Here is a 21,088-nt window from a genome sequence, read left to right as displayed (position 1 = left end):
AAATCAAGGGCTTAGGCCAAAGACCCGGCTGGCTTAAACAGGGCTATACACTGGCTCGAGTGTATAGCCCTTTTACTTAACCTGTGCTGACCTCTGATGCGGATTGTTGAGTAATTGGTCTAAGAATTGGAAAGGTTGTGGTGAGTTGGTGTTATGACAGGCGACTTCGGTTTCTCGCCAGCCCATTACCACTCCAGGCGCACAGCAGAGTAAACAGGGTAACCCCGCCCATAATGAATGCCAGCCTGAGCCAGGGGGCATCCATGGCCTGGCGCATGGCAACATATTCAAAGCCACTCTTGGCCCATACCAGCAAGGCGCCGGCCAATAGGCCGACTTGCAGGATGCGAACGACAACGGCGCTTTTCACAAACAGCACGGCCGGCGCCAACAGGCAGATAGCGGCGGCGATTGTGTGTGAGTATCTGAGAAAATGGGCACCCAGCAGCCAATAAGCAAGACAGAGTAAAACAACACGCCACCACATAGAAACCTCGAATCGATTGAGTTGGGGCTATTCTAGTCTGGATTTAAAATGCATTCTATTTGCTGCTTCACAGTTTACCCCCGGAGCTCCAAGGGTTAAGTCCTTCAGGCTTTATACCAAGTTTGTGGCTCAATTGTTCTGCGTCAAGCCGTCAGCAACCTCAGCAGTATGGCGACCGAGACGGCCAGGAAGATAGCGCCGCAAAGGTAATCTATGTAATGGCCAAAGCGCAGCAGGCGTTGCTGCACCCGGGCGTGAGACAGCAGCATGGCCAGCATGGCAAACCAGATAACCGAGAGCTGCGGCAGTAATATGGCGGCCAATAGCTTGGTCTGGCTGTTGACCTCCGGGGTGATAAGGGTAGAAAACAGCGTTAAAAAGAACACCAACGCCTTGGGGTTGAACAGGTTGGTCGATAACCCAAGCAGCAACCCGGCGGCGGCAGACATGGTGTTATCGCTCGCACTTTTACCTGGCTCATTGTCTACCCTGTTGTTTAACTCCTCGGACTGCATGACTTGTGTATCATTGATTGCTGCCCGGCTGGTTGGCAATTCATTGGTTTGAGCTTCAGGGAGTGGCCTTGCCGCCAAGGCGCGTTTAAGCCAGACCTGAACACCAAAAGCCCCCAGTCCCATCCAGCCCAGATAAAGGGCGCCAAAGAGCTGCACCAGCACAAACAAGGTATGCGAGCTTTGAATGGCAAGGCTGACACCTGTGAGGCTCAGGACAGTGTGCACCAATATCGCCAGAGAGATACCCACGGCGGCCGCCAGTGCGGTGCTGCGCTGCTCTCGGCTGGCAATTTTCAGGATCAATGCAAAATCCGGCCCCGGGCTCGCCAATGCCAGCAGGTGAATGGTGCCCAAGGTCAGCAAAAGATGCAGATCTGTCATAGTCAACTCTATCCTGTAGTGCCTCATTAAGCCGAGGCTGAAAGTGTTTGGGTATAGGGGTAAAAAATGCTCAGCCGCCAGAGGGGGCATGTGGCGTTCACAGCATGCGCCGCTGAAACGCCTGCGGAGAAAGCAGGAAGGCACGCTTGAAGGCCTTGTTCAGATGGCTCTGATCGAAGAAGCCGACTTGCTGCGCCACCGAAATCACACTGTCTCCCCTGAGCAGGGCTTTCTTGGCATATTCCAGGCGGATCCGCTTTAAATAGGCATGTGGCGTCATGCCGGTTCTCTGGCGAAACTGCCTAAGCAGTTGGTATTGGCTGAGATCCAGCTCCTTGGCAAGCTGCGGCAACCTAAATGGCGCACCGGGATCGGCATGAAAGGCTTCTCTTAACCTATCGAGCTGACTCTGACTCAAGGCGTGGGACAGTATCTCTGTATTGAGCTGGCGGCCATGCAGGCGCATCAGCTTTTCCAAAAAGGCGATAACCGCTGCTTCGGGAACCAGGAGATCATTGGCTGCTATGGGTTGGGTCAGCAAATGGTGCAGCTGGCAAAATTCCCGATACAGCGCCGGATGGTGCAACATAGGCGCGGCAAAACTGAAATATCCCAGGCCGAGATCCCGCGCCAGTTGTTGCAGCCAGTCATGGGGCAGGGACATTACCAGGGCACAATAGCCCTGTTGTTCGCTGCTCTGGCCATCATGGCTGCTGTCGGGATCCAGGGTCGATAGCCAATTGGGTCTCAGGTGCCAGGTTTGGCCACGGTAATGAAAGTCCTGGCCGCCGTGACTGACCACGCCGATATGAAAGTCCAGATGAACATGGGGCTCGAAGTGAAAATGTTGAAAACTGGCCCGACTGATCTCCAGTTCGGGATGGGATGGGGCGCGCCAGTAGTGGATTTTCTCCTCGTGCATCTTGCTATCCTGGGTAAGAATTTATGTTATCTTAGCGGTCGGTGATCCAGGCCGCCTAGTAAATTATTGCACGGCCGGTATCAAAGTCAGACCTATAAACACCGATAACAGATTGGAGCCCACTGTGAAAGGACAGATCTTAAGAGAAATGAAAGTACTGAGTGCTATTGAACCTGAATATGAGGTGGAAAGGCGGGTAGCATTTCTCAAGGCCAAACTGCAGGAGGCTCACTGCAAGACTCTGGTTCTGGGGATCAGTGGTGGGGTCGATTCTTCCCTGGCTGGGCGCTTATGTCAGTTGGCGGTAGATTCGCTCAATCAAGGCAAGGCTGAAGCCGAGTACCTTTTTGTGGCCATGCGTTTACCTTATCTTGAGCAGCGCGATGAACATGAGGCGCAGCAGGCGCTGGCATTTATCCGTCCCAGCAAACTGGTGACAGTGAATATTCATGACGGGGTTAGCGGCATTCATCAGCATGTACTCAGTGGCTTTGACCGCGCAGAGCTGGCGCTACCGGATGCCAACAAGGTTGATTTTGTGAAGGGTAATGTCAAGGCCAGAATGCGGATGGCGGCCCAATACGAAGTGGCGGGCCTGCTGGGGGGCCTGGTGGTTGGCACAGATCACAGTGCCGAAAATGTCACAGGTTTCTATACCAAGTGGGGCGATGGTGCTTGCGACTTGGCGCCGCTTTTTGGCCTGAATAAGCGTCAGGTGCGGCAGTTGGCCGCCTTCCTCGGCGCCTCGGAAACCTTGGTACGCAAGGCGCCAACGGCGGATCTTGAGTGTGACAACCCGGGGCTTGAGGATGAAGTAGCCCTTGGGCTGAGTTACGATCAGATAGACGACTTCCTTGAGGGCAAGCCGGTTTCCGCCGAGGTGGAAAGCAGGATAATAGGTATCTATAAGGCGACACAGCATAAGCGCAAGCCTATCCCGACCATTTACGACTAACTTTTGCTCATACATGAATCATAAAACGCCGCGTTAATCGCGGCGTTTTCTTTATGGGTTGCAGTGCAGCGCTTGGCGCAGCAGCAAAATACTGGCGTTGGGAAACTGGCGGTAATCCAGGTAGGGGACTTTCCAGCGCCACTGATCCAGCCGCTGTATCCCGGGGGCACCGGTGAGCTTCTGTCCGGCATCGCCGGCGATATTGAGTTTGCCAGCGGCTTCATTGCCGGAAATAAGAGCTATGCCGCTATCAGTTACTAGCTCGGTCGCACCTATCTCCAGTGCAACCTGGGAAAAGAGCCGCTGCTGCAGAAAGCTACGCCAGTCGTCATCCGGGGCAAATATCTTGGCGCAGATCACCAGGATTTTGCGCCAGTGGTTGGAGTTGGCGGCTATCAAGGCCGCGGCGGCATCGCTCTGCTGCCAATGCCAGTCAAGCGGCAGTGTTGGCGAGTTGGGCAGATAAACTCGCGTTTTGGCCCGGTCGTTACCAATACGCGAAGGAAATGAAGGCGTTGAGTGTGCGTGCACGGTTGCTCTCTGTTAGACTTTTATGCCAATGAATCTCAGTGTAATGCCATTCCAGCGCATTCACTTTGGGGCAGTTCAAGGTAAAGGTCAATGAAAACTCTGCTTATCAGTTCGGGGAAACAGCTCTCTATCGCGCTTTTTTATGCTTGCTTCGGTATAGGGCTGGCGCTGACTGTGACCGGGATCTGGCTGCTCAATGGCCGCGCCGATTTGAGTCCTTGGCATACCCATTTTCTGAGCCATGAGTTTGATCGCCACAAGGGAGTCGAGGACTTCGGCGATTATCTCAAGTTGGAGCAGCAGCTGTTTGCCGAGCTCGATCAGGAACTTGGTAAGCTTTCCGGTGGCATCAGTTCCCCCATCAATCGTTATCACAGTGGCAGTATAGCGGATCCCAAGCGCTGGGCTTTGCCCTGGAATCAAAGCTTTGAGTGGGCCAATACGGACGCGCAGTTCGGGCTCTTGCTGCTTCATGGTATGTCAGATTCACCCTACGCCATGCATCAGTTTGCCGAGCAGTTCAAGGGGCGCGCTCATGTGTTGGCGCTGAGGCTACCGGGACATGGCACTCTGCCATCAGGACTGGTGCGCCTGGAATGGCAGGATCTCGCCGCTGCCGTCAGGCTGGCCAGTCGCCATATGAGCCAGGTGCTCAACGGCAAACCTCTCTACGTGATAGGTTATTCCACCGGGGCCAGTTTGGCACTCAACCATGAGTTGGAAAACCTTCACAGCGGCCGGCCAGCGGACTATGAAAAGGTGGTAATGCTGTCACCGGCCATAGGTTTGGCCCCCATGGCCGTGGGGGCGCAGTGGCAGTCGCAGCTGGGCTATATTCTGGGGCTGGAGAAACTCAGCTGGAATACTATCTCACCCGAGTATGACCCCTTTAAATACAGCTCTTTTGCCGTTAATGCCGGTGATGTGGTTTATCGCCTGGCGCAGCACAACAGTCAGCGTTTGTTGGCTTTGCCTGAGGATAAAAAACGCCAGTTGCCGCCGATTTTGGCGTTTCAGTCGTTGGTGGATGATTCGGTATCGACGAGAGCTGTGCTGGAGAACCTGTTTCTGCAACTGCCCAAGGGAGCCAATGAACTGGTGATCTATGATATGAACCGCAGTCAAGTGAACCTCAGCATGACACCTGTGGATCCGCTGGCGGAAATCAGCGGCATACTGGCGCGAACCAACCTGACTTTCCGGGGAACTTTGATTGAGAACCAGGTGGGCTTTAGCCATCTGGTGCAGGCCAGAGAGTTTGGTACTCATACCGGAGTGGAAAAACTTGACTTCAAATGGCCCGTGTCTGTCTATTCCCTGTCTCATGTGGCCTTGCCGTTTTCAGCCAACGACAGCCTGTATGGCAATCAGATGCCGAACAGCATGGAGCGCATTCAAATTGGCGCCGCAGCGTCCCGAGGGGAGCGCGGTGTTATCAGCATTCCGGCTGCGGATATGCTGCGCCAACGTTGGAACCCTTTCTTCGATTATCAGATGCAGCGGATTGAAGCCTTTTTCAGTCAAAATCCTGAGCCGACAGAGTACAGATGACCCGGTTGCGCCCCTCGCTCTTGGCCAGATACAGGTTGGCATCGGCTTCTTTCAGCCACACCTCGAGAGATGAGCTGTAGGAGGCGTTGGCAATCAGGGCGCCGATACTGACAGTGACACTTATTAGGCGTTGATCTTCGGGGTTGATGATCTCAAGCTCGGCAATGGCCTGACGAATTTCATTCAGAAACTGCTCTATCTTGAGTGGGTTGCACATGGGCAGCAGCAACAATAACTCTTCACCGCCATAACGGCTGATAAGATCCGAGTCGCGCTTGAATTTTGTCTTAAGTAAATCGGCAACCCGTTTCAAGGTCTCATCGCCGCCCAGATGACCATATTCATCATTGACCCGCTTGAAAAAGTCCAGATCCATCAGCACCACGGCTATGGCTTCGTGATTGCGCTGACACAGACCCTGCAAAGTGGCGAAACTCGCTTCGGCATGGCGCCTGTTGGCAAGTCCTGTGAGTGGATCTGTCTGGGCCAACTGTTTGAGTTTACGGTTGGCCTGCTCAAGCTCCAGAGTTCGTATGATGACTTTCTCTTCCAGATCCAACTGATGCGCCATCAGTTGGCGTTGGCTTTCCTTGAGCTCACTGTAGAGATGGCTTACTTCCACGGGCACATTGTGGCCATCGAGTAACTTATCCTCGGTAAGGCGTTTACCCTTGTTGAGCTGCTCGGAAATTAACTCCAGCGGCATGGTCAGGCGTTGCCCCACCACCCTGGCGACCAGCAGCGACAAGAGTAAAAACAGCAACAGTAGAGCAAAAGTGAACATAAACTGGCGCTCTACTTCGTGCAGCAATGGGGCGTAAGGGTCGAGCACAAAAATTTGCCAGTTGTTTGGCAGGCGATAGTGGCTGTAAACATATTCCGGGCTGTCATTATCCAGTGCTTTTAGATTGAGCATGGGCAATAAAGAGCTGTAGTGCGTGCCACTTTGGCGATAGTTGAGCCGCTCGAGTTTTGGCAAGGCCAACGCCCTGGAGGCATAGATAAGGCGCATGTTCTCATCGACAATAAACATCAACCGGTTGGTTTGTTCCAGAAAGTCATTATCCAGTTCACTGAAACGATTGAGGTTGAGTGAGCCTTCCAATATGCCGATAACTTGTGGGCCTGTGGCGAGATACAGCGGGCTGCTGATGGCGACTATGGCATCTGAGCCGAAGCCCCGGCCGAGAAATACCGGTGAGACATAGAGGCGCTCGTTGAAAAACGCCTGCTGGAAATAATCCCTGTCATCTATACGAACATGATTTCCTTCAAGGCCCTGAAGCCTGCTGACAGGGCTTGCCTGCACTATGCTGCCTTCGGGATCGGCAATCAGCATGGTTAAAAATCCCGGATTGAGTTTGTGCAGCCGCGACAGCATCCGCTGCAATTCATCGGGAGCGGGTGAACTGTGTTTGATAAGCTCGGCGGCGGTGGCTATAACCGACTTATGCCGCTCGAGATAATGCTCTATCGCCAGGCCGATATTTTTGGCGGTTTCATGTAAGTGTTTACCCAGGATCTGTTGCTGTTTATTGACCCAGTAATAATTGAATACCAGGGTAGAGATCATCAGGCTCAGGTTAAGCAGCAGTAAAAAGCTGTAAAAGAGTTGGTTGCCAAAGCCACTGCGCTTGGCGGGTAGCTGACGAGCAATCAGGCGTGTCAATGCAGGGATTAACAATACAATCAAGCAGGCCAGGGTGATATAGACCATGGCATTGACCGATTGCTTGATCACCACAAATGGAATGTATTCAGAAGGTAAGTCGCTGAAATAGTGGAGATAACCATAAATAAGTGGCATGCCCAGCAACAACCAGAAGCCGACACCCGCGTAAAATACCGGCCAGCGCCTGAGCCTGGCAAACCCCAGTGCCAGGGCCTCAAGGCAGAAAAGCAGATAAACGTGCGGGCTGTCCCATTGCAGCATCAGCGAGGTGACGCTGATGCTGGCGGCGAGCAGGGCATACCAAGGCCCAAGTAAGATGGCGACAATCACATAGAGGGTATTACCCAACACCAGCTGCACATTGGCAAACAAGGGAATAGGGAAGCTATTACAGGCAAAGCCTATCAGGCCGGCCATCAGACTCAGCAACAGTGGCTGTCGATACCAGGGCAAGTGGGTCAAGTCAGTTTCAACTCCCGTCTGGAGTTAACGAATAGTTAATGACAAATGCTAGAGCTAAATGGTTTATTTAACAATAATTTTTGAATATTTGTCTTGAGCGCTATCCAATACCTGTTTCGAATCGGTACTCGCCAAGGTTAGCTGTGGTGGCGGTTTTGCATAAAAAGGGATGGTTGGGTGGTCAAACAGGGCAAGCCAATAAAGATGAATAGCTGAAGATAGCGGCCGGAAAAAGCATCAAGGCGCCCTTGAACAATGAAAGCGCCTTGATGTGTTTGACAGCCTTATTCGCCCTTGAGGCGCCGGTCCAGTTGATCTTTTAAGTTGGCGGGCACGCCTTTGATCAAAATGGTATCCGAGATAGGGTCGTAGATGACCCGTTCGCCCAGATGTGAGCTGTCAAAGCTCAGGGTCAGGCCGCCGCCGGTGCCGGAGAATTTCTTCAACTGCCTCAGGGTGGATTTATCGGCCGGAAACTCCTCTTCCAAACCGTAATCACCGCCAACGGCAAAGTCATAGAAGGAATCCATGCCGGATTCTGCCAGTTCATCGGCCAGATCCTTGAGCATGACTTCACTGCCGCTGTCGACCTGGGAGGTGCAGTATTCAAACACCCGGTCGCGGCAGGTTTGACGCTCTTCTTTGGTCAGTTCACCGCCACCGACAAAGTCTTCCACCGCCTGCATCAGGGTCTTGCTCTGCTGCTTGGGGTTAACCCCTTCGACGCAGCCCATAAAGTCGAGGAAGAAGTCGGCCACCTTGCGACCGGCTCTGCCGCGGATAAAGGAGATATATTTGCGTGACTCACTGTCGGCTTGCCACTCGGTGAGATCGATTCGGGCCGCCAACTGGATATTATTCAGATCCAGATGGTCGTTTTGCGACAGCTCCATATCATCCAGCACTGTCATTGACGACTTGGCATTCAGCAGTGCCACAAACAGGTAGTCGCTGGCCATAAAGGTATAGCAGGCCAGCAGCAAAAATCCGCCCTGGCTGAAGTCATACTTGGAGAGTTCTTCCTGCAGCAGTTTGCCGGCAGTGGCTGAGAATTCTACAAAGCCTTGCTGCCCATCGCGATAAGACTTGAGTGCTTCCTTGAAGGCGGGGTTGGCTTCGCCATCATCACCAGGGACGCCAAAATAACCAAAGCCTTTTCCCGCTTTGCTGGAATAGCTTTGGTGCAGCTCATCAAGCATGGTCTCAACGGCCTGGCTGTTCAGCAGTGGTTGAGGGCGCAGACGGCAGCTGAGCTGGCCTTCGCCGTTTTGGGTGATTGCGTGAATAATCGCTTGTTCGACGTGAATACTCATAAGCCCCGATAGTGATACTCTGTTGTAAATCCGCTATTATATGCCGCTAATCCTAATCTGAGTGAATCATTTTTTATTTATGGCTATCCAATCAAAATATACCAATGCTCAAGTTGAATCCCTGATCGCCGAATTGCTGGCTGTGCTGGAAAAACACCAGGCTCCGACCGATCTTGGCCTGATGGCGCTGGGGAATGCGGCTTCGCATCTGTTATCGACCAAGGTGCCCAAGGAAGCCCGTCAGCAGGTGGCGGAACAATTTGCCAAGGCATTGACACAATCCCTGCGTTGACTTGTAACAACTGAAATGCGCTAAATAGTGGCGTTGTAAGTCAAAAAGCACATAATAGCAATCAATGTAAGATACACAGGCAACTTACAAAAAGCGGATCCATATGGTCGAGCGAACAAAGCAGTTGGGCAAGGATAGGGTTTCACGCCTAATCAATTGGGGGCACTGGTTTGCCTTCTTCAATGGCTTTTTGGCCATGATAGTCGGCAGTCGATATCTGGAAAGTGTCGGCTACCCGGAAACCTGGATTGGTTGGGGTTACCTTGGCGTCAGTACCATAGGCCATTTCAGCTTCCTGGCGTTTATTGTCTATCTGGTGTTGCTGTTTCCCGTTACTCTGTTGTTGCCTTACTCGCGTATCCTTCGGGGATACGCGGCAGTGGTGGCCACCCTTGGCCTGTGTATCATGCTTTATGACACCATAGTCTATGACGACTATGGTATGCATTTGAGTCCCTTCGCAGTCGATTTGGCCTGGGCTGACCTCAACAGTCTGCTGCATGGCACTTCCTATATCGTCACCCCCCTTGGGATCCTCGCTCTGGAGTTGACCGCCGCCAACTTTATCTGGAAGCGGATTGAGAAAATTCAAAAGCGCAATTATGGCAACAAGGTGGTGGCCTTTATCGGGGTTTGCTTTGTCAGTAGCCATCTTATTCATATCTGGGCCGATGCCGCCGATGTCACTGAAATTACCCGTTTCGATGATGCCTACCCGTTATCCTATCCGGCAACGGCGCGCACCTTCATGGAAAATCACGGTATCGATGGCTCCAGCAGCTTGAAGGTGGATACCGAAACCAGCTTTAAATACCCAAGAGCGCCGCTGACCTGCAGCGCCGAAGAACATCCCAATGTGCTGCTTATTGCCATCGACAGCCTCAGGGCCGATATGGCCGACGAGCAGACCATGCCGTTTTTCAGCCGCTACAGCAAACAAAACCATGAGTTTATGAATCACCTCAGCGGTGGCAATACCTACCGCAGCGGCATGTTTTCCCTGCTTTATGGGCTGCAGGGCAGTTATATGGACGCGGTGGAACTCAATTACACCAGCCCCTTGCTGGGGCAGAGCCTCAAGCAGCAGGGTTATAATCTGGGGCTGTTTACCAGCAGAAGCAATTATGCAGAGGCGCGGCCCCAGGCAATTTTCCGCGACTTCGACGCTCATATTGCCGAAGATGAGGGTGGCAGTGCCATGGCCGATATTCAAAATATCGACAGTTTCAAGCAGTGGCGGGCCCAGCAACAAGCTCCTTGGTTTGCACTGCTGAACCTCAAATCACCGGAAGACTATGATACCCCGGTAGGTTTCCTCGGCGTGCAGACGGTAAAACCCGACAGTGCCCTCAAGCCGGCGCAGAAGGTGTTGTTCAATCAATATCGGCAATCGCTGAACTTTATCGACAAACAGCTGGAGCAACTCTTGTCTGCTATGCCGGAAAATACCCTGGTGATTATCACAGGTGTCAATGGCAAGGTGTTCACCAGTAATGCCGATGAAGCCAGGCGCGACCTGTCACCGGCCAATGTCAATGTGCCTCTGGTGATCCATTGGCCCGTCGGCGGCCACGCCCAGGCTAAATACCGCACCAGCCACTATGGTTTGGTGCCAACCTTGATGAGCCAGGTGCTGGGGTGCAGCAATCCGGCCACAGATTACAGTGCCGGTCGTCATTTGCTGCAACCGGACAGTCTCACTTGGGTCTATGTCGGTGATGCCAGAATTTTTGCCATCTATCAGCAGTCGGAGATCACTGTGATTGACCGTCACGGTCAATATCGTATCTATGACAAGGCTTATCAGAACCGCCTGGACAAGAAGATGAGTGCCCCGGAACTTATCGAAGTGATGCGTGAAGGGCGGCGTTTGTACAACCATTAAGCGCTGTGGATTAAAGACTGTACGATAGAGAAAAAACAGACCACAAACTAGGCAGTTAAACTAAAAATCCTCAGATGGAGCTTGCACAGCCTCGCGACTGTTGATAAAGTTCTGCCTCGTTGAGACGGCACACTGCGCCAGCCGCTCAAGACAAATATCGGTATGTAGCGCAGCCTGGTAGCGCACTGTCATGGGGTGTCAGGGGTCGGAGGTTCGAATCCTCTCATACCGACCACATTCAAAACAAAAAAGCCCAATCTTATGATTGGGCTTTTTTGTGGCTGTTTTTTGTATCTGTCTTTGGGTAAACAGCGAAGTCAGCAGTCTTGCTGGTTTATGCTGCTGTGCCTGTTAATGGTCAAGGTTCCCAAGCCAGGAGAATGAACGGCGGATAAAGCGGTCGGCATCCCGGGACTGACATTCGCCGTGGGCTATGATGAGTTTCTCCGCTCGCCAGCCAAGTATAGTCGCCAGGGCCTTTCGGGCCTGAGGCTTGCCAAAGCTGAAGCTCAGGCGCCAATCCAGCGGTGTCTTGCCGTTAGGGGCCAGTATGCCGCTGATGCGTGCCAGCGGTCTTTGCCAGGCTTTGAAGCACTCGGGCTGAAAGTTCTCAATCAAATCTGTCAGGATCAGTGTGCGGCTGTGGCGATGAAAGAATACAGCCTCCTGCATCACAGGGCTGCCCTGAAACAGGCAGAAGTCCAGCTCGTCAAGCCAAGGGGCTTTGGCATTGTGTTGCGAGTCTGCCAATTCGCTGAGCAGCAGTTGGTCGAAATGCAGATCGCTGCGTTTTTTTGCCAGTTCTTCGGTCGCGTAGCTTAGAGCGTTGGGAAAGGCTTGCTGCCAGTCTTTGACAAACAGATGGTGCAATGAGTTGGGCGCCAGCAGATAGCCGACTTCACCGAGGGCCTTGACCTCCTCGAGCAGTTCGCGGCTGAGTTCAATGGGGGAGTGGAGCCAAAGCGTGCCATCATCAAGCCTGACCACTGTCATCCGGGTACTGTAAGGCAGGCCAAAGAAAGGCACTGTCTTGCCTGCAACTATCCAGATGTTATCACCGAAGGGTATGAGTCTGTGATTTGGCATTCCGGCTCCTTGGTCTCACTTCTTCCATGGCATTGTCATCTAACGCCGATGATCCCGCCCATTGTCAATGTTACTCCTGTGGGTTTTTTAATTCCCTCAGGTAGCGGTAAATGGTGTGCACAGAAATATCCAGGCGCTTGGCGGCCACTTGGGCACTGTCCTTGAGCTCAAAAATACCGGCATCGAAGAGGCGAGTCACTATTTCACGGCTCTTTTTCGATGGCGGGATCAGTTCACTGTGGCGTACTTCCTGGTTGACCTTGTCTATGGTGCTGTGCAGCGCCTCTTCGATATTACGGGCAAAGACTTCCGATGTGCCACTGCTCTCTGTGAGCGGACATTGCTGCGGCAGCATGGAGCGCAGTACAGACATCAAGGGCGCATCCATATCCGTATTGATACACAAAAGGCCTATGGCCATCTGCTTTTCGTTGCGAATAACCGTGGTGATGGATTTCAAGGTCTTGCCGTTGCTGCTCTGGCTGAGATAGGCCTCGGAAATATCGTGGCCGCTCTTGAGCTTTTCCAATGCCAGATTGGTAATTGGAGCGCCGACACTGCGGCCGGTGACATGGCCATTGGCTATTTTGATGATTGAAGGGTGGTCTCGGTCCAGACTGTGCAAAACCACTTCTGTGTGTTGCCCATACATGGTGGCTATACCATCGACCACATTTCCCATGGCGTTGAGTATGTCCATATCTTTGGGGGTCAACTTATGAAGTTTCACAGCTATCCTCTTGCGATGGCCCGGCAATTGCCGGGCGTCGGAGATTAGGCAGACATAATACTGATAATGGTACTGTCGGTCGACACCATTCCATCACAGATCATCTGTCCCAGATTCTTGATTGTTTGTTCGACATCGGCGGCGACTATGCCCTGAGTCGATACGGCATGCTGGTTAAGCGCCATCAAAAACGCCCTGACTGCTGTGCTTGATGAGGTACTGACCTTCATGGCGCAGGAGGCTTTGGCGCCGTCACAAACCATGCCGGCACTGTCACTGATAACGTTCTGAATGGCGTAGCAACCTTGCTCAAAACTGCCTCCGGCGAGATAAACCATGGCCATGGCAGCGGCGGCACTGGTTACTGTATTGCCGCAAAAGGCTGACAGTGGCGGATAGTGGGACTTGATATAAATCGCGCCCAAGTGGCTCATGATGAGTGCCCGGGCCAGCTGCTCTTCACTGCAGTTGAACTTCTTGGCCGTTACAACCACAGGCACGGTGGCGGCTATCCCCTGGTTGCCACTGCCAAAATTGCTCATGGCCGGCAGGGTGGCGCCACCCATGCGGGCATCAGAAGCCGCGGCCGTATACATGACTATGGAGTTGAGCAGGTCATCACTCAGCAAGCCGGTATCTATGTTTTTCTTCAGCGTTCTGCCCACCTCCAGGCCATAGGCCGAATTCATGCCTTCGTCGGACAAACGGGAATTCAGATCCGATGCCGCCAGAATAAATCTGATCCGGTTAACATCTATCCCGGTGGCAAACTCATATATTGAGGCGATGCTGATATCGACCCCGTCGCATACCGAAGCGGTACTGCCCTTGGCAGAGGCTTCTGCCCGATACAATAGTTGGCCGTCGAGCCATTTCTCGGCAATTCGGGTATGGCTGCCACTGATAACGATTTTGGCCTGGTGCTTGTCGTTGGCAGCTGTCACAGCGCAGTAAATAAACTCGTCGGCCTGAATGCGGCATACCTTGACCTTACCTGCGTCAATAAGCGCCTGGGCCTTGGCCACTTGTGCCGGGTTGATATTCGCCAGCACTTCAAGGCCGGCATTGGCATTGCCCCCAAGGGCTCCTGCAGCTGCGGCAATGGCCAGGCCTATCTTGCCTGTGCCGGGAACAAATACTCCCATGGAGTTTTTGTAGAGGTTGTCCGAAACCTGAACTTCCAGGCTCAAAGGCTTGGCGCCCAAGGTTTCGGCTGCAACGGCCGCGGCATAAGCCGCCGCGATAGGCTCGGTGCAGCCCAGCGCGGGACGCACAACTTGATTAAGGATATCTATATATTGTTGCCACTGTGGTTTCATCACTAGGTTCCACCGAGTCTGGTTTAAGGATTGATATGGGCAATGGCTTCGACTTCCACCAAGGCGCCCATGGGCAGATCTTTCACCGCAAAACAGCTGCGGGCAGGGCAGTCTTGCTTGAAGAAGGTCTTGTAGACTTCGTTGAAGGCGGCAAAGTCATTGATGTCGGATAGATAACAGGTGGTTTTGAGCACGTTTTGCAGGCCACTGTTGGCGGCTTCAAGCACATATTGCAGATTCAAAAGCGATTGGCGGGACTGTTCACTGATCCCACCTTCGACCAAAGCACCTTGTTCACGGCAGACTGGCAGCTGGCCTGAGGTGAAAAGCAGCTCACCATAAGCGGCTGCATGAGAATAGGGGCCTATGGCTGCGGGGGCTTTGTCTGCATTGATAGTCTTTTTCATGATATTCCTTGCAAATATATTTGAGTAACAAGCGATTTTGTCTGCACAATTATTTGCAAATAGGCTTCTTCTTGCAAATTTATTTTATAAAAAGGTGGGCTGTAATTGCTTTTAGTGTGACGGTGATCTTATAAGTTGGCGGTTTTGTGGTTAAATTCTCGGCATCAGCAAAAGTTGCAAAAATCTGGTTGCTGCTGTCAGTTGGTTCAAATATATTTGCAAAAAATAACATGTTGGGTATCCAACAATAACTAAGGTTGTTATATGAAAACTGACACTTTGACATCAGAGTGGGGCGCAACAATTACTCGGGAAGACACGCAGGCCTGGAAGGAAGCGACCCGATTCGACAGTACTGACTGGGGCTGGATCATCATGTCCATCGGCATGGCTATAGGCGCGGGCATAGTATTTTTGCCTGTGCAGGTGGGGTTAATGGGATTATGGGTGTTTCTTTTGTCTGCCGTGGTGGGTTATCCGGCCATGTACATGTTTCAGAAGCTGTTTATCAATACTCTGGCCGAGTCCCGCGAATGTCAGGATTATCCCAGTGTGATCAGTGGCTATCTGGGGAAAAACTGGGGCATATTTCTCGGCGCACTCTACTTTGTCATGTTGGTCATCTGGGTGTTTGTCTACTCGACGGCGATCACCAATGACAGTGCCTCTTTCCTGCAGAGTTTTGGAGCCACCAAGAGCCTGCTGTCTGAAAACCCCTTTTATGGTCTGGGGCTTATTTGTCTTCTGGTCGCATTGGCCTCCCGCGGCGAAAACCTGTTGTTCAAGATTTCTACCCTTATGGTGCTCACCAAGTTGGGTGTGGTGGCGCTGCTCGGCTTAATGATGGTCGACAAGTGGGATATCAATAATGTCGGTGCAGTGCCCACTACGACTCATTGGATCCGTGATGCCGTGGTGATGTTGCCCTTTACCTTGACTTCCATTCTGTTTATCCAGAGTCTAAGCCCCATGGTGATCTCTTATCGTTCGCGGGAGAAGTCGATTGAAGTGGCGCGCTTCAAGGCGATGCGAGCCATGAATATTGCCTTTGGTGTGCTGTTTGTTACCGTGTTCTTCTACGCCGTTTCTTTCACTCTGGCGATGGGCCATGAGCAAGCTGTGAGGGCCGAGCAGGAAAATATCTCTGCCTTGGCCATGGTGGCTCAAGGTATGCCTGGCCAGACGCTGAAACTCCTGAGCCTGACGCTGAACATCTTTGCCGTGATGACGGCTTACTTCGGGGTGTATCTGGGTTTTCGGGAGGCGTGCCAGGGGATCACCATGAACCTACTGCAGCGGGTTATGCCCAAGGAGAAGATCAACGCCAAGCTGGTGGGGTATGGCATCATGGTATTCACCATACTGCTGTCCTGGGGTGCGATTGTGCTGAATGCCCCTGTGCTGAGTTTCACCTCCATCTGCAGCCCGGTATTTGGTTTGGTGGGCTGTCTGATCCCTGCCTATTTGGTTTACCGGGTACCTTCGCTGCACAAATACAAGGGCGTTGGCCTGTATGTGATTATCGCCACTGGTATCTTGCTGTGTATCTCGCCCTTCCTGGCGTTCAGTTGATAGATGCAATTGGCTTTAAGAACGCAGTCTTAAAATCAGTGCCAAAGAGCCCCGCAGATGTGGGGCTCTTTAAGCTTCAGGCGGCAGACTCAGGCTTGGTCCTGCTGCTGCAAAAACTCATGAAATTCCTCTTCATAGAGACGGAACAGCACCAAGGTAACGGCAAAGATGATCGGGCCGTAAATCAGACCGATTAGACCAAATAGCTGCAAGCCACCCAGCAAAGAGAAGAAAATTAACAGGGTGCTCATTCCGGCAGATCCCTGCATCAGAATCGGCCTCAGGAAGTTGTCAATGGAGCCAACCACCAATATGCCCCAGGCGCAAAGGAACAGCCCCCAGCCCCAGTCTCCGGTCAATGCCAGATAGAGCGCCGCCGGCACCCAGATAAGTGCGGTACCCACCACAGGAATAAAAGAAGCGAATGCCATCATGGAGCCGAGGAACAATCCCGGCAGGCCGACTATGGCCATGGCAATACCACCGGCAAAACCCTGTGCCAAGGCCGTCAGGAATGAGCCGAGTACCGCCGACTTGGCGACTTTTTCCACCTCATCGAGAATTTTGTCTTCCTGACTGCGGGACAGGGGGATTACGTGTCTGAGACTGGCAATAATCTGTTCGTTGTCCCTGAGGAAGAAAAACAGTACGAACAACATCAGGGAGAAATTGACAAAGAAACCTGTGATATTGCCGAGCAATGCCGTGCTCAAGCCAACCAGACGGGTGCTGAGCTCCGTAAGCGCTGCGGTGGCTTTTTGCAATATCTCCTGCGGCTCTATGCTGTCAAACGGCAGCCATTTATTGGCCAGCGCCAGTGCCGACTGTACCCAAGGATGTTCCAACAGCTCCTTGGCACCACCATGGGTCAGCCATTGATAGGCATGGGTGGCGGAGCTGACGCCCTGTTCAATCACGGAAATCAGCATGAACAGCAAGGGGATCAAGATGATCACCGTCAGCAAGATGCAGGAAAGCAATGCACTCAGGTTGGGATGTTTGGGGAGTTTCGCTTCTATGCGCTTGTGCACAGGCAAAAACAGCAAGGAGACGATAAATCCCAGCAGTATCGCTCCCAGATAGGGAGCGACCAATAGATAACAGGCGTAGGCAGCAATGGCCAACGCGGCGAGGATCAACCAATGGCGGGGTTCAACCCGAAAACGTACGGACACGGGAATTCCTTTTAATCAAGAGTGTGTTGAATTTGCCATCTGCAGGGAAGGGCATGGTTTATAGACTCATCGGTCTGTTGCCAAGGACTCCAGCTTTTAAGCCAAGCATATCCGGGACTTGCTTGTACCTTCCCCTGCCCGTCCGGGCGACCCAGACTCGGTTACAGCGGAAGTTATTAAACCACGGAGCGACGGGGCAAGAGAAGCACAGCTTGGTTGATAAGGGGGATTGGCGCTGGTTTTGTGTGCTATGCGTTGCCGCCGGTGCCTTAGGGGGCGGATACTGGGGAAAAATGCTTGTCAAACTTAGGTTTTTTAGTTGCATTGCCGCATAACTGGCGGAATAGACTTTTAGAACCGTTTTTTATAGGCTAACTCATTGAAATTAGGAAACGAGCGTTAATCCCGTTAGCAATAAACCTATAGCAGATATGAGCAGATGTAAGGCTATGTTTAGATCATAAGCCGCTGTTAACTGGTATGCAGACTGAGAAAATAAATTAGCCATGAATCTACTTTTTGTATGCAGTGAGAATCGCTTGCGAAGCCCTACCGGAGAAGAGGTTTTCTCGGCATTTGAGGGGATTTACGCGATTGGAGCCGGTACAAAGGAAGGTGTGAATAAGTCCTCGCGGCCTTCTCTTTTGTAGAGAGTGGCTTACACAGCAATTGGCGTTCAAGGCATCTGACTGAAGGCATGCCGGGGCCTGTCGAAGTCGGATAACGCAGAGAGCCGGTTGCTGTGAAAGCCCCGAAGGGCGTGGCTTACAGACCTGCCTGCTGTGTTGTGCTTCTTACAAAGGACTAGGGCCATTTGCTGCGAACCACGCCTTGCATCCAGGCCCGTAAGCCGACGCAGAGCACGCATGGGACTTGTTCGCACCTTCCCTAATGCCGAAACTGTAGTAAGTGGCGATCTTATTCAATGGGCTGACTTTATCTTTGTCATGGAAAAGTCTCACAAGATTAAGGTCGCAAAGAAGTTTAAGGAGCTTCTGAAAGGCAAGAAGCTTGTGTGTCTGGATATTCCTGACAATTACCAGCGGATGGATCCTGCTCTTGTGACCTTACTTAAAAATAAGGTTGCCCAGCATGTTCGATTATCTTAGAAAATAATAAAAATCATGAAGTTGCTATGTTAAGGCCTTAAATTCCGGAAAAGATAGCAACTGGCATAGCTTCAGTTTACCGAATTCATTATGCATTGACTTGAAATAAACAAGATATTGACCAGCATCACGCATACTTGTGTCTATGTAAAAAGGGCTCCTTCAACGGAGCCCTTGGTTTAGCGATTAACTGCGATTAAGTGCGACTAAAAGTGAGGCGTTGGCCCAGGGTATTGTCGATAAAGCGACTGCCGTCAAACAGTTGGTTACCATTGACCCAGGTACCACTGATAGAAGCGGCAAACTTGTGGCCGGTAAAGGGCGACCAACCGCAGTGATAGCGGGTGTTTTCCAGCGTGGCCTCGAAAGGCTTGTTGAGATCCACCAGTACCAGATCCGCCAGATAGCCTTCGCGCAGATAGCCCCTGTCTTTGAGTTCAAAGCGCTCGGCCACCGCATGGCTGGTCTTTTGGACGATTTTTTCCAAACTGAAGTGCCCCTTGGCATGCAGATCCAGCAGGCCGAGCAGTGCATGTTGCACCAGCGGCAAACCGGACGGCGCCTTGAAATAGCTGTCGGCTTGCTTCTCTTCCCAGGTGTGCGGCGCGTGATCTGTGGCGATAATGTCAATGATGTCGCGATTGACGGCATCTATCAGTGCCTGTTGATCGGCAAGGGTCTTGATGGCCGGGTTACACTTTATCTGGCTGCCGAGGCGGGCGTAGTCACTGTCGTTGAACGAAAGATGGTGTACACAGACTTCGGCGGTAATGTTGGCACCCTTGAGTTGTGCCAGTTGCTTGGCCGGCTCAAACAGATAGAGTTCGTCGGCGGTGGTTAAATGCAGTACATGCAGGCGTGCCTTGTGACGGATGGCCAGTTCGGTCGCCAGTTGAGATGACTTGAGGCAGGCTTCACGGGAGCGGATTTCGCCGTGCAGCTCCATAGGTATGGCATCGCCGTATTTTTCACGCATGGCGGCTTCATTGGCGGCTATGGTGGGGCTGTCTTCACAGTGAGTGGCAATGACCACAGGAGAGTTGGCGAAGATGCCGTCAAGAGTGGCACTGTTATCCACCAACATATTGCCGGTAGAGGCGCCCATAAAGATTTTTACACCACAGGCCTGGTTGGGATCGAGACGTTTAATCTCTTCCAGGTTATCGTTGGTGGCGCCGAGATAGAAAGCAAAGTTGGCCAATGAACTTTGAGACGCGCGGGTATACTTGTCTTCCAGCGCCTGCAGATTGGTGGTTTGCGGGTTTACATTGGGCATTTCCATAAAGCTTGTGATACCCCCGGCCACGGCGGCGCGGGATTCACTGGCGATGGTGCCCTTATTGGGGAAACCCGGCTCACGGAAATGCACCTGATCGTCGATCATCCCCGGCAGCAGGTGTTTACCCTGAGCATCTATGACCTGAGCCCCTGCCGGAGCCGTGATCTGGGGGGCAATCTGGCTGATGCGGCCGTTGTCGATCAGCAGATCCTGAGTACGGATTGTTCCTTCATTAACCAATTGGGCGTTGCAGATGAGGGTTTTCATAGGATACCTGATTAGCGTTATTAATATTGGCAGTGACTTGCGTATAATACCGGAAACTCAAGCAAAAAGCTGTGGAGCTTTTGGACAAGATCACAGACTTTTTGCGAAAGATACGTCAAGTGCCGATACCCTGGCCGGTATCGGTTCAATCGGTGCCAATATCGGCCGGCCGATAACACATGGGTGGACTGTTTATCTGCCTGGGAGCGAGAATGCAATTATTTGTCAAAGATTTAACTGTGGTTGATTTTTCTTACCTGTGCCCGTTTCGCGGCATGGTAGGCGAAAGTTGGATAGTCGATGTGCTGCTCGACGGTGGCCTGGATGAGCAAAACATGTTGCTCGACTTTTCCAAGGTCAAGCGCACCATAAAGCAAACCATAGATGAGGTGGCCGATCACCGTTTATTGGTGCCCACCGCCTGTAGCCAGGTACGCTGGCAACAGCAGGGCGACAAGGTGTGGATGGACTTCCATAGTCTGCGCGGCAGCATTCACCTGGCTTGCCCGGCGCAGGCTTTCGCCCTTATCCCCAGCGAGATTATCGACTTTGACAGCGTGAACCAGTTTTTGCACAAGGCGCTGACAGATGCCTTGCCGGACAATGTTAAGGGTATCAGCCTTACACTTCGCAACGAGGTGCTGGAAACACCCTATTACCATTACAGTCACGGCTTGCGTAAGCACGACGGTAACTGCCAGCGTATCGCTCACGGTCACCGCAGTCCTGTCAATGTGTTTGCCGATGGTATCGCCGCGCCCAAATGGGATGAATACTGGGCCAAACGTTGGAAAGATATCTACCTTGGCAGTGAAGAAGATGTGGTTGGTGTCAGCGAGCTTGAGCTGTCACCCCAAACCAAGATAGATGACAAGAGCCATATTGGCTTCAGATACCAGGCGCCGCAGGGTGATTTCCAGCTGGCGATGCCAAGAGACTGCTGTGATTTGATCCCCCACGACACCACAGTCGAATTGCTGGCTCATTTTATGGCCGACAGCATGGCGGGCTTTGAGCCGGGCAAACATTTTAAAGTGGTAGCCTTCGAGGGCATAGGTAAGGGCGCCATCGCATCGGCGCAGCATCAGGGCGACTGATAGATACTGCCTGGCCTGAGCCGGGCCAAGAATAACGCCAACCTAAAAGCAATCTAGAGGCATCCGCAAATAGACCTCACC

At 52.3% G+C, this 21,088-nt stretch carries 19 protein-coding genes and 1 tRNA gene; 8 read left to right on the top strand and 12 right to left on the bottom strand.

From position 1 onward, the window contains the following. Nucleotides 1–151 precede the first annotated feature (151 nt). The 3 genes from N512_RS0121775 to N512_RS0121765 form a co-directional block, all read right to left on the bottom strand. The gene (locus N512_RS0121775) at nt 152–487 is read right to left on the bottom strand and encodes a hypothetical protein (protein WP_028781680.1); all 336 of its coding nucleotides are present in this window, start codon (nt 485–487) and stop codon (nt 152–154) included. A gap of 143 nt (nt 488–630) precedes the next feature. Further along, nucleotides 631–1,383 carry a LysE family translocator gene (locus N512_RS0121770; RefSeq protein WP_037475921.1) on the bottom strand — a complete coding sequence of 251 codons (753 nt, stop codon included), beginning with the start codon at nt 1,381–1,383 and terminating at the stop codon, nt 631–633. Nucleotides 1,384–1,480: 97 nt separating this feature from the next. Further along, nucleotides 1,481–2,305, bottom strand: coding sequence for an AraC family transcriptional regulator (locus N512_RS0121765; protein WP_028781678.1), 825 nt, complete (start codon nt 2,303–2,305; stop codon nt 1,481–1,483). Between the two features lie 124 nt (nt 2,306–2,429). Here N512_RS0121765 and nadE point away from each other — a divergent pair, with 124 nt between their 5' ends. Further along, nucleotides 2,430–3,260, top strand: coding sequence for an ammonia-dependent NAD(+) synthetase (gene nadE, locus N512_RS0121760; RefSeq protein WP_028781677.1), 831 nt, complete (start codon nt 2,430–2,432; stop codon nt 3,258–3,260). Between the two features lie 51 nt (nt 3,261–3,311). Here the strand turns inward: nadE and N512_RS0121755 are convergent, their stop codons facing one another. Further along, entirely contained in the window at nt 3,312–3,791 is a 480-nt protein-coding gene (locus N512_RS0121755; RefSeq protein ID WP_051472925.1) for a DUF6942 family protein, read from the bottom strand. Between the two features lie 90 nt (nt 3,792–3,881). Here N512_RS0121755 and N512_RS0121750 point away from each other — a divergent pair, with 90 nt between their 5' ends. Continuing rightward, complete coding sequence (locus N512_RS0121750; RefSeq protein WP_028781675.1) at nt 3,882–5,342, top strand: alpha/beta hydrolase; 1,461 nt, start codon at nt 3,882–3,884, stop codon at nt 5,340–5,342. Here N512_RS0121750 and N512_RS23645 read toward each other — a convergent pair. Beyond that, the gene (locus tag N512_RS23645; protein ID WP_037475918.1) at nt 5,308–7,476 is read right to left on the bottom strand and encodes a diguanylate cyclase; all 2,169 of its coding nucleotides are present in this window, start codon (nt 7,474–7,476) and stop codon (nt 5,308–5,310) included. The two genes, N512_RS0121750 and N512_RS23645, sit on opposite strands and share 35 nt — an antisense overlap. 284 nt (nt 7,477–7,760) lie before the next feature. After that, nucleotides 7,761–8,789 (bottom strand): nucleoid-associated protein YejK, encoded by a 1,029-nt coding sequence (yejK, locus tag N512_RS0121740; protein WP_025889702.1) that lies wholly within the window; start codon nt 8,787–8,789, stop codon nt 7,761–7,763. A gap of 79 nt (nt 8,790–8,868) precedes the next feature. On the opposite strand from yejK, the gene N512_RS0121735 reads away from it, so the two are divergent. The 3 genes from N512_RS0121735 to N512_RS0121725 all read left to right on the top strand — a co-directional run bounded on the left by N512_RS0121735 (nt 8,869) and on the right by N512_RS0121725 (nt 11,201). After that, entirely contained in the window at nt 8,869–9,081 is a 213-nt protein-coding gene (locus tag N512_RS0121735) for a YejL family protein (RefSeq protein WP_025011457.1), read from the top strand. Nucleotides 9,082–9,184: 103 nt separating this feature from the next. Further along, on the top strand, nt 9,185–10,966 hold the full coding sequence (locus N512_RS0121730) for a DUF3413 domain-containing protein (protein WP_025889703.1): 1,782 nt from the start codon (nt 9,185–9,187) through the stop codon (nt 10,964–10,966). A gap of 158 nt (nt 10,967–11,124) precedes the next feature. Beyond that, nucleotides 11,125–11,201: transfer RNA gene (locus tag N512_RS0121725), tRNA-Pro, on the top strand. A gap of 116 nt (nt 11,202–11,317) precedes the next feature. On the opposite strand, the gene N512_RS0121720 is transcribed toward N512_RS0121725, so the two are convergent. The 4 genes from N512_RS0121720 to N512_RS0121705 all read right to left on the bottom strand — a co-directional run bounded on the left by N512_RS0121720 (nt 11,318) and on the right by N512_RS0121705 (nt 14,508). Next, complete coding sequence (locus N512_RS0121720) at nt 11,318–12,052, bottom strand: DUF4336 domain-containing protein (RefSeq protein WP_028781674.1); 735 nt, start codon at nt 12,050–12,052, stop codon at nt 11,318–11,320. Nucleotides 12,053–12,122: 70 nt separating this feature from the next. Continuing rightward, the gene (locus tag N512_RS0121715) at nt 12,123–12,782 is read right to left on the bottom strand and encodes a helix-turn-helix transcriptional regulator (protein WP_028781673.1); all 660 of its coding nucleotides are present in this window, start codon (nt 12,780–12,782) and stop codon (nt 12,123–12,125) included. Nucleotides 12,783–12,826: 44 nt separating this feature from the next. After that, on the bottom strand, nt 12,827–14,101 hold the full coding sequence (locus tag N512_RS0121710; protein WP_028781672.1) for an L-cysteine desulfidase family protein: 1,275 nt from the start codon (nt 14,099–14,101) through the stop codon (nt 12,827–12,829). 23 nt (nt 14,102–14,124) lie between these two features. Next, the gene (locus N512_RS0121705) at nt 14,125–14,508 is read right to left on the bottom strand and encodes a RidA family protein (protein ID WP_028781671.1); all 384 of its coding nucleotides are present in this window, start codon (nt 14,506–14,508) and stop codon (nt 14,125–14,127) included. Between the two features lie 264 nt (nt 14,509–14,772). Here N512_RS0121705 and N512_RS0121700 point away from each other — a divergent pair, with 264 nt between their 5' ends. Next, the gene (locus N512_RS0121700; protein ID WP_025889728.1) at nt 14,773–16,080 is read left to right on the top strand and encodes an amino acid permease; all 1,308 of its coding nucleotides are present in this window, start codon (nt 14,773–14,775) and stop codon (nt 16,078–16,080) included. Between the two features lie 89 nt (nt 16,081–16,169). Here the strand turns inward: N512_RS0121700 and N512_RS0121695 are convergent, their stop codons facing one another. After that, nucleotides 16,170–17,255, bottom strand: coding sequence for an AI-2E family transporter (locus tag N512_RS0121695; protein ID WP_028781669.1), 1,086 nt, complete (start codon nt 17,253–17,255; stop codon nt 16,170–16,172). Between the two features lie 866 nt (nt 17,256–18,121). On the opposite strand from N512_RS0121695, the gene N512_RS23640 reads away from it, so the two are divergent. Beyond that, nucleotides 18,122–18,364: a hypothetical protein gene (locus N512_RS23640; protein ID WP_223828836.1), complete on the top strand. Its 243-nt coding sequence runs from the start codon at nt 18,122–18,124 to the stop codon at nt 18,362–18,364. Between the two features lie 196 nt (nt 18,365–18,560). On the opposite strand, the gene N512_RS0121680 is transcribed toward N512_RS23640, so the two are convergent. After that, complete coding sequence (locus N512_RS0121680) at nt 18,561–19,910, bottom strand: dihydroorotase (protein ID WP_028781667.1); 1,350 nt, start codon at nt 19,908–19,910, stop codon at nt 18,561–18,563. Nucleotides 19,911–20,122: 212 nt separating this feature from the next. Here N512_RS0121680 and N512_RS0121675 point away from each other — a divergent pair, with 212 nt between their 5' ends. Beyond that, nucleotides 20,123–21,007, top strand: coding sequence for a 6-carboxytetrahydropterin synthase (locus N512_RS0121675; protein ID WP_028781666.1), 885 nt, complete (start codon nt 20,123–20,125; stop codon nt 21,005–21,007). Nucleotides 21,008–21,088 lie beyond the last annotated feature (81 nt).

Origin of the sequence: Shewanella sp. 38A_GOM-205m (assembly GCF_000518445.1) — a bacterium.
GTDB lineage: Bacteria > Pseudomonadota > Gammaproteobacteria > Enterobacterales > Shewanellaceae > Shewanella > Shewanella algae.
This window is presented reverse-complemented; position numbering and strand designations above follow the sequence as displayed.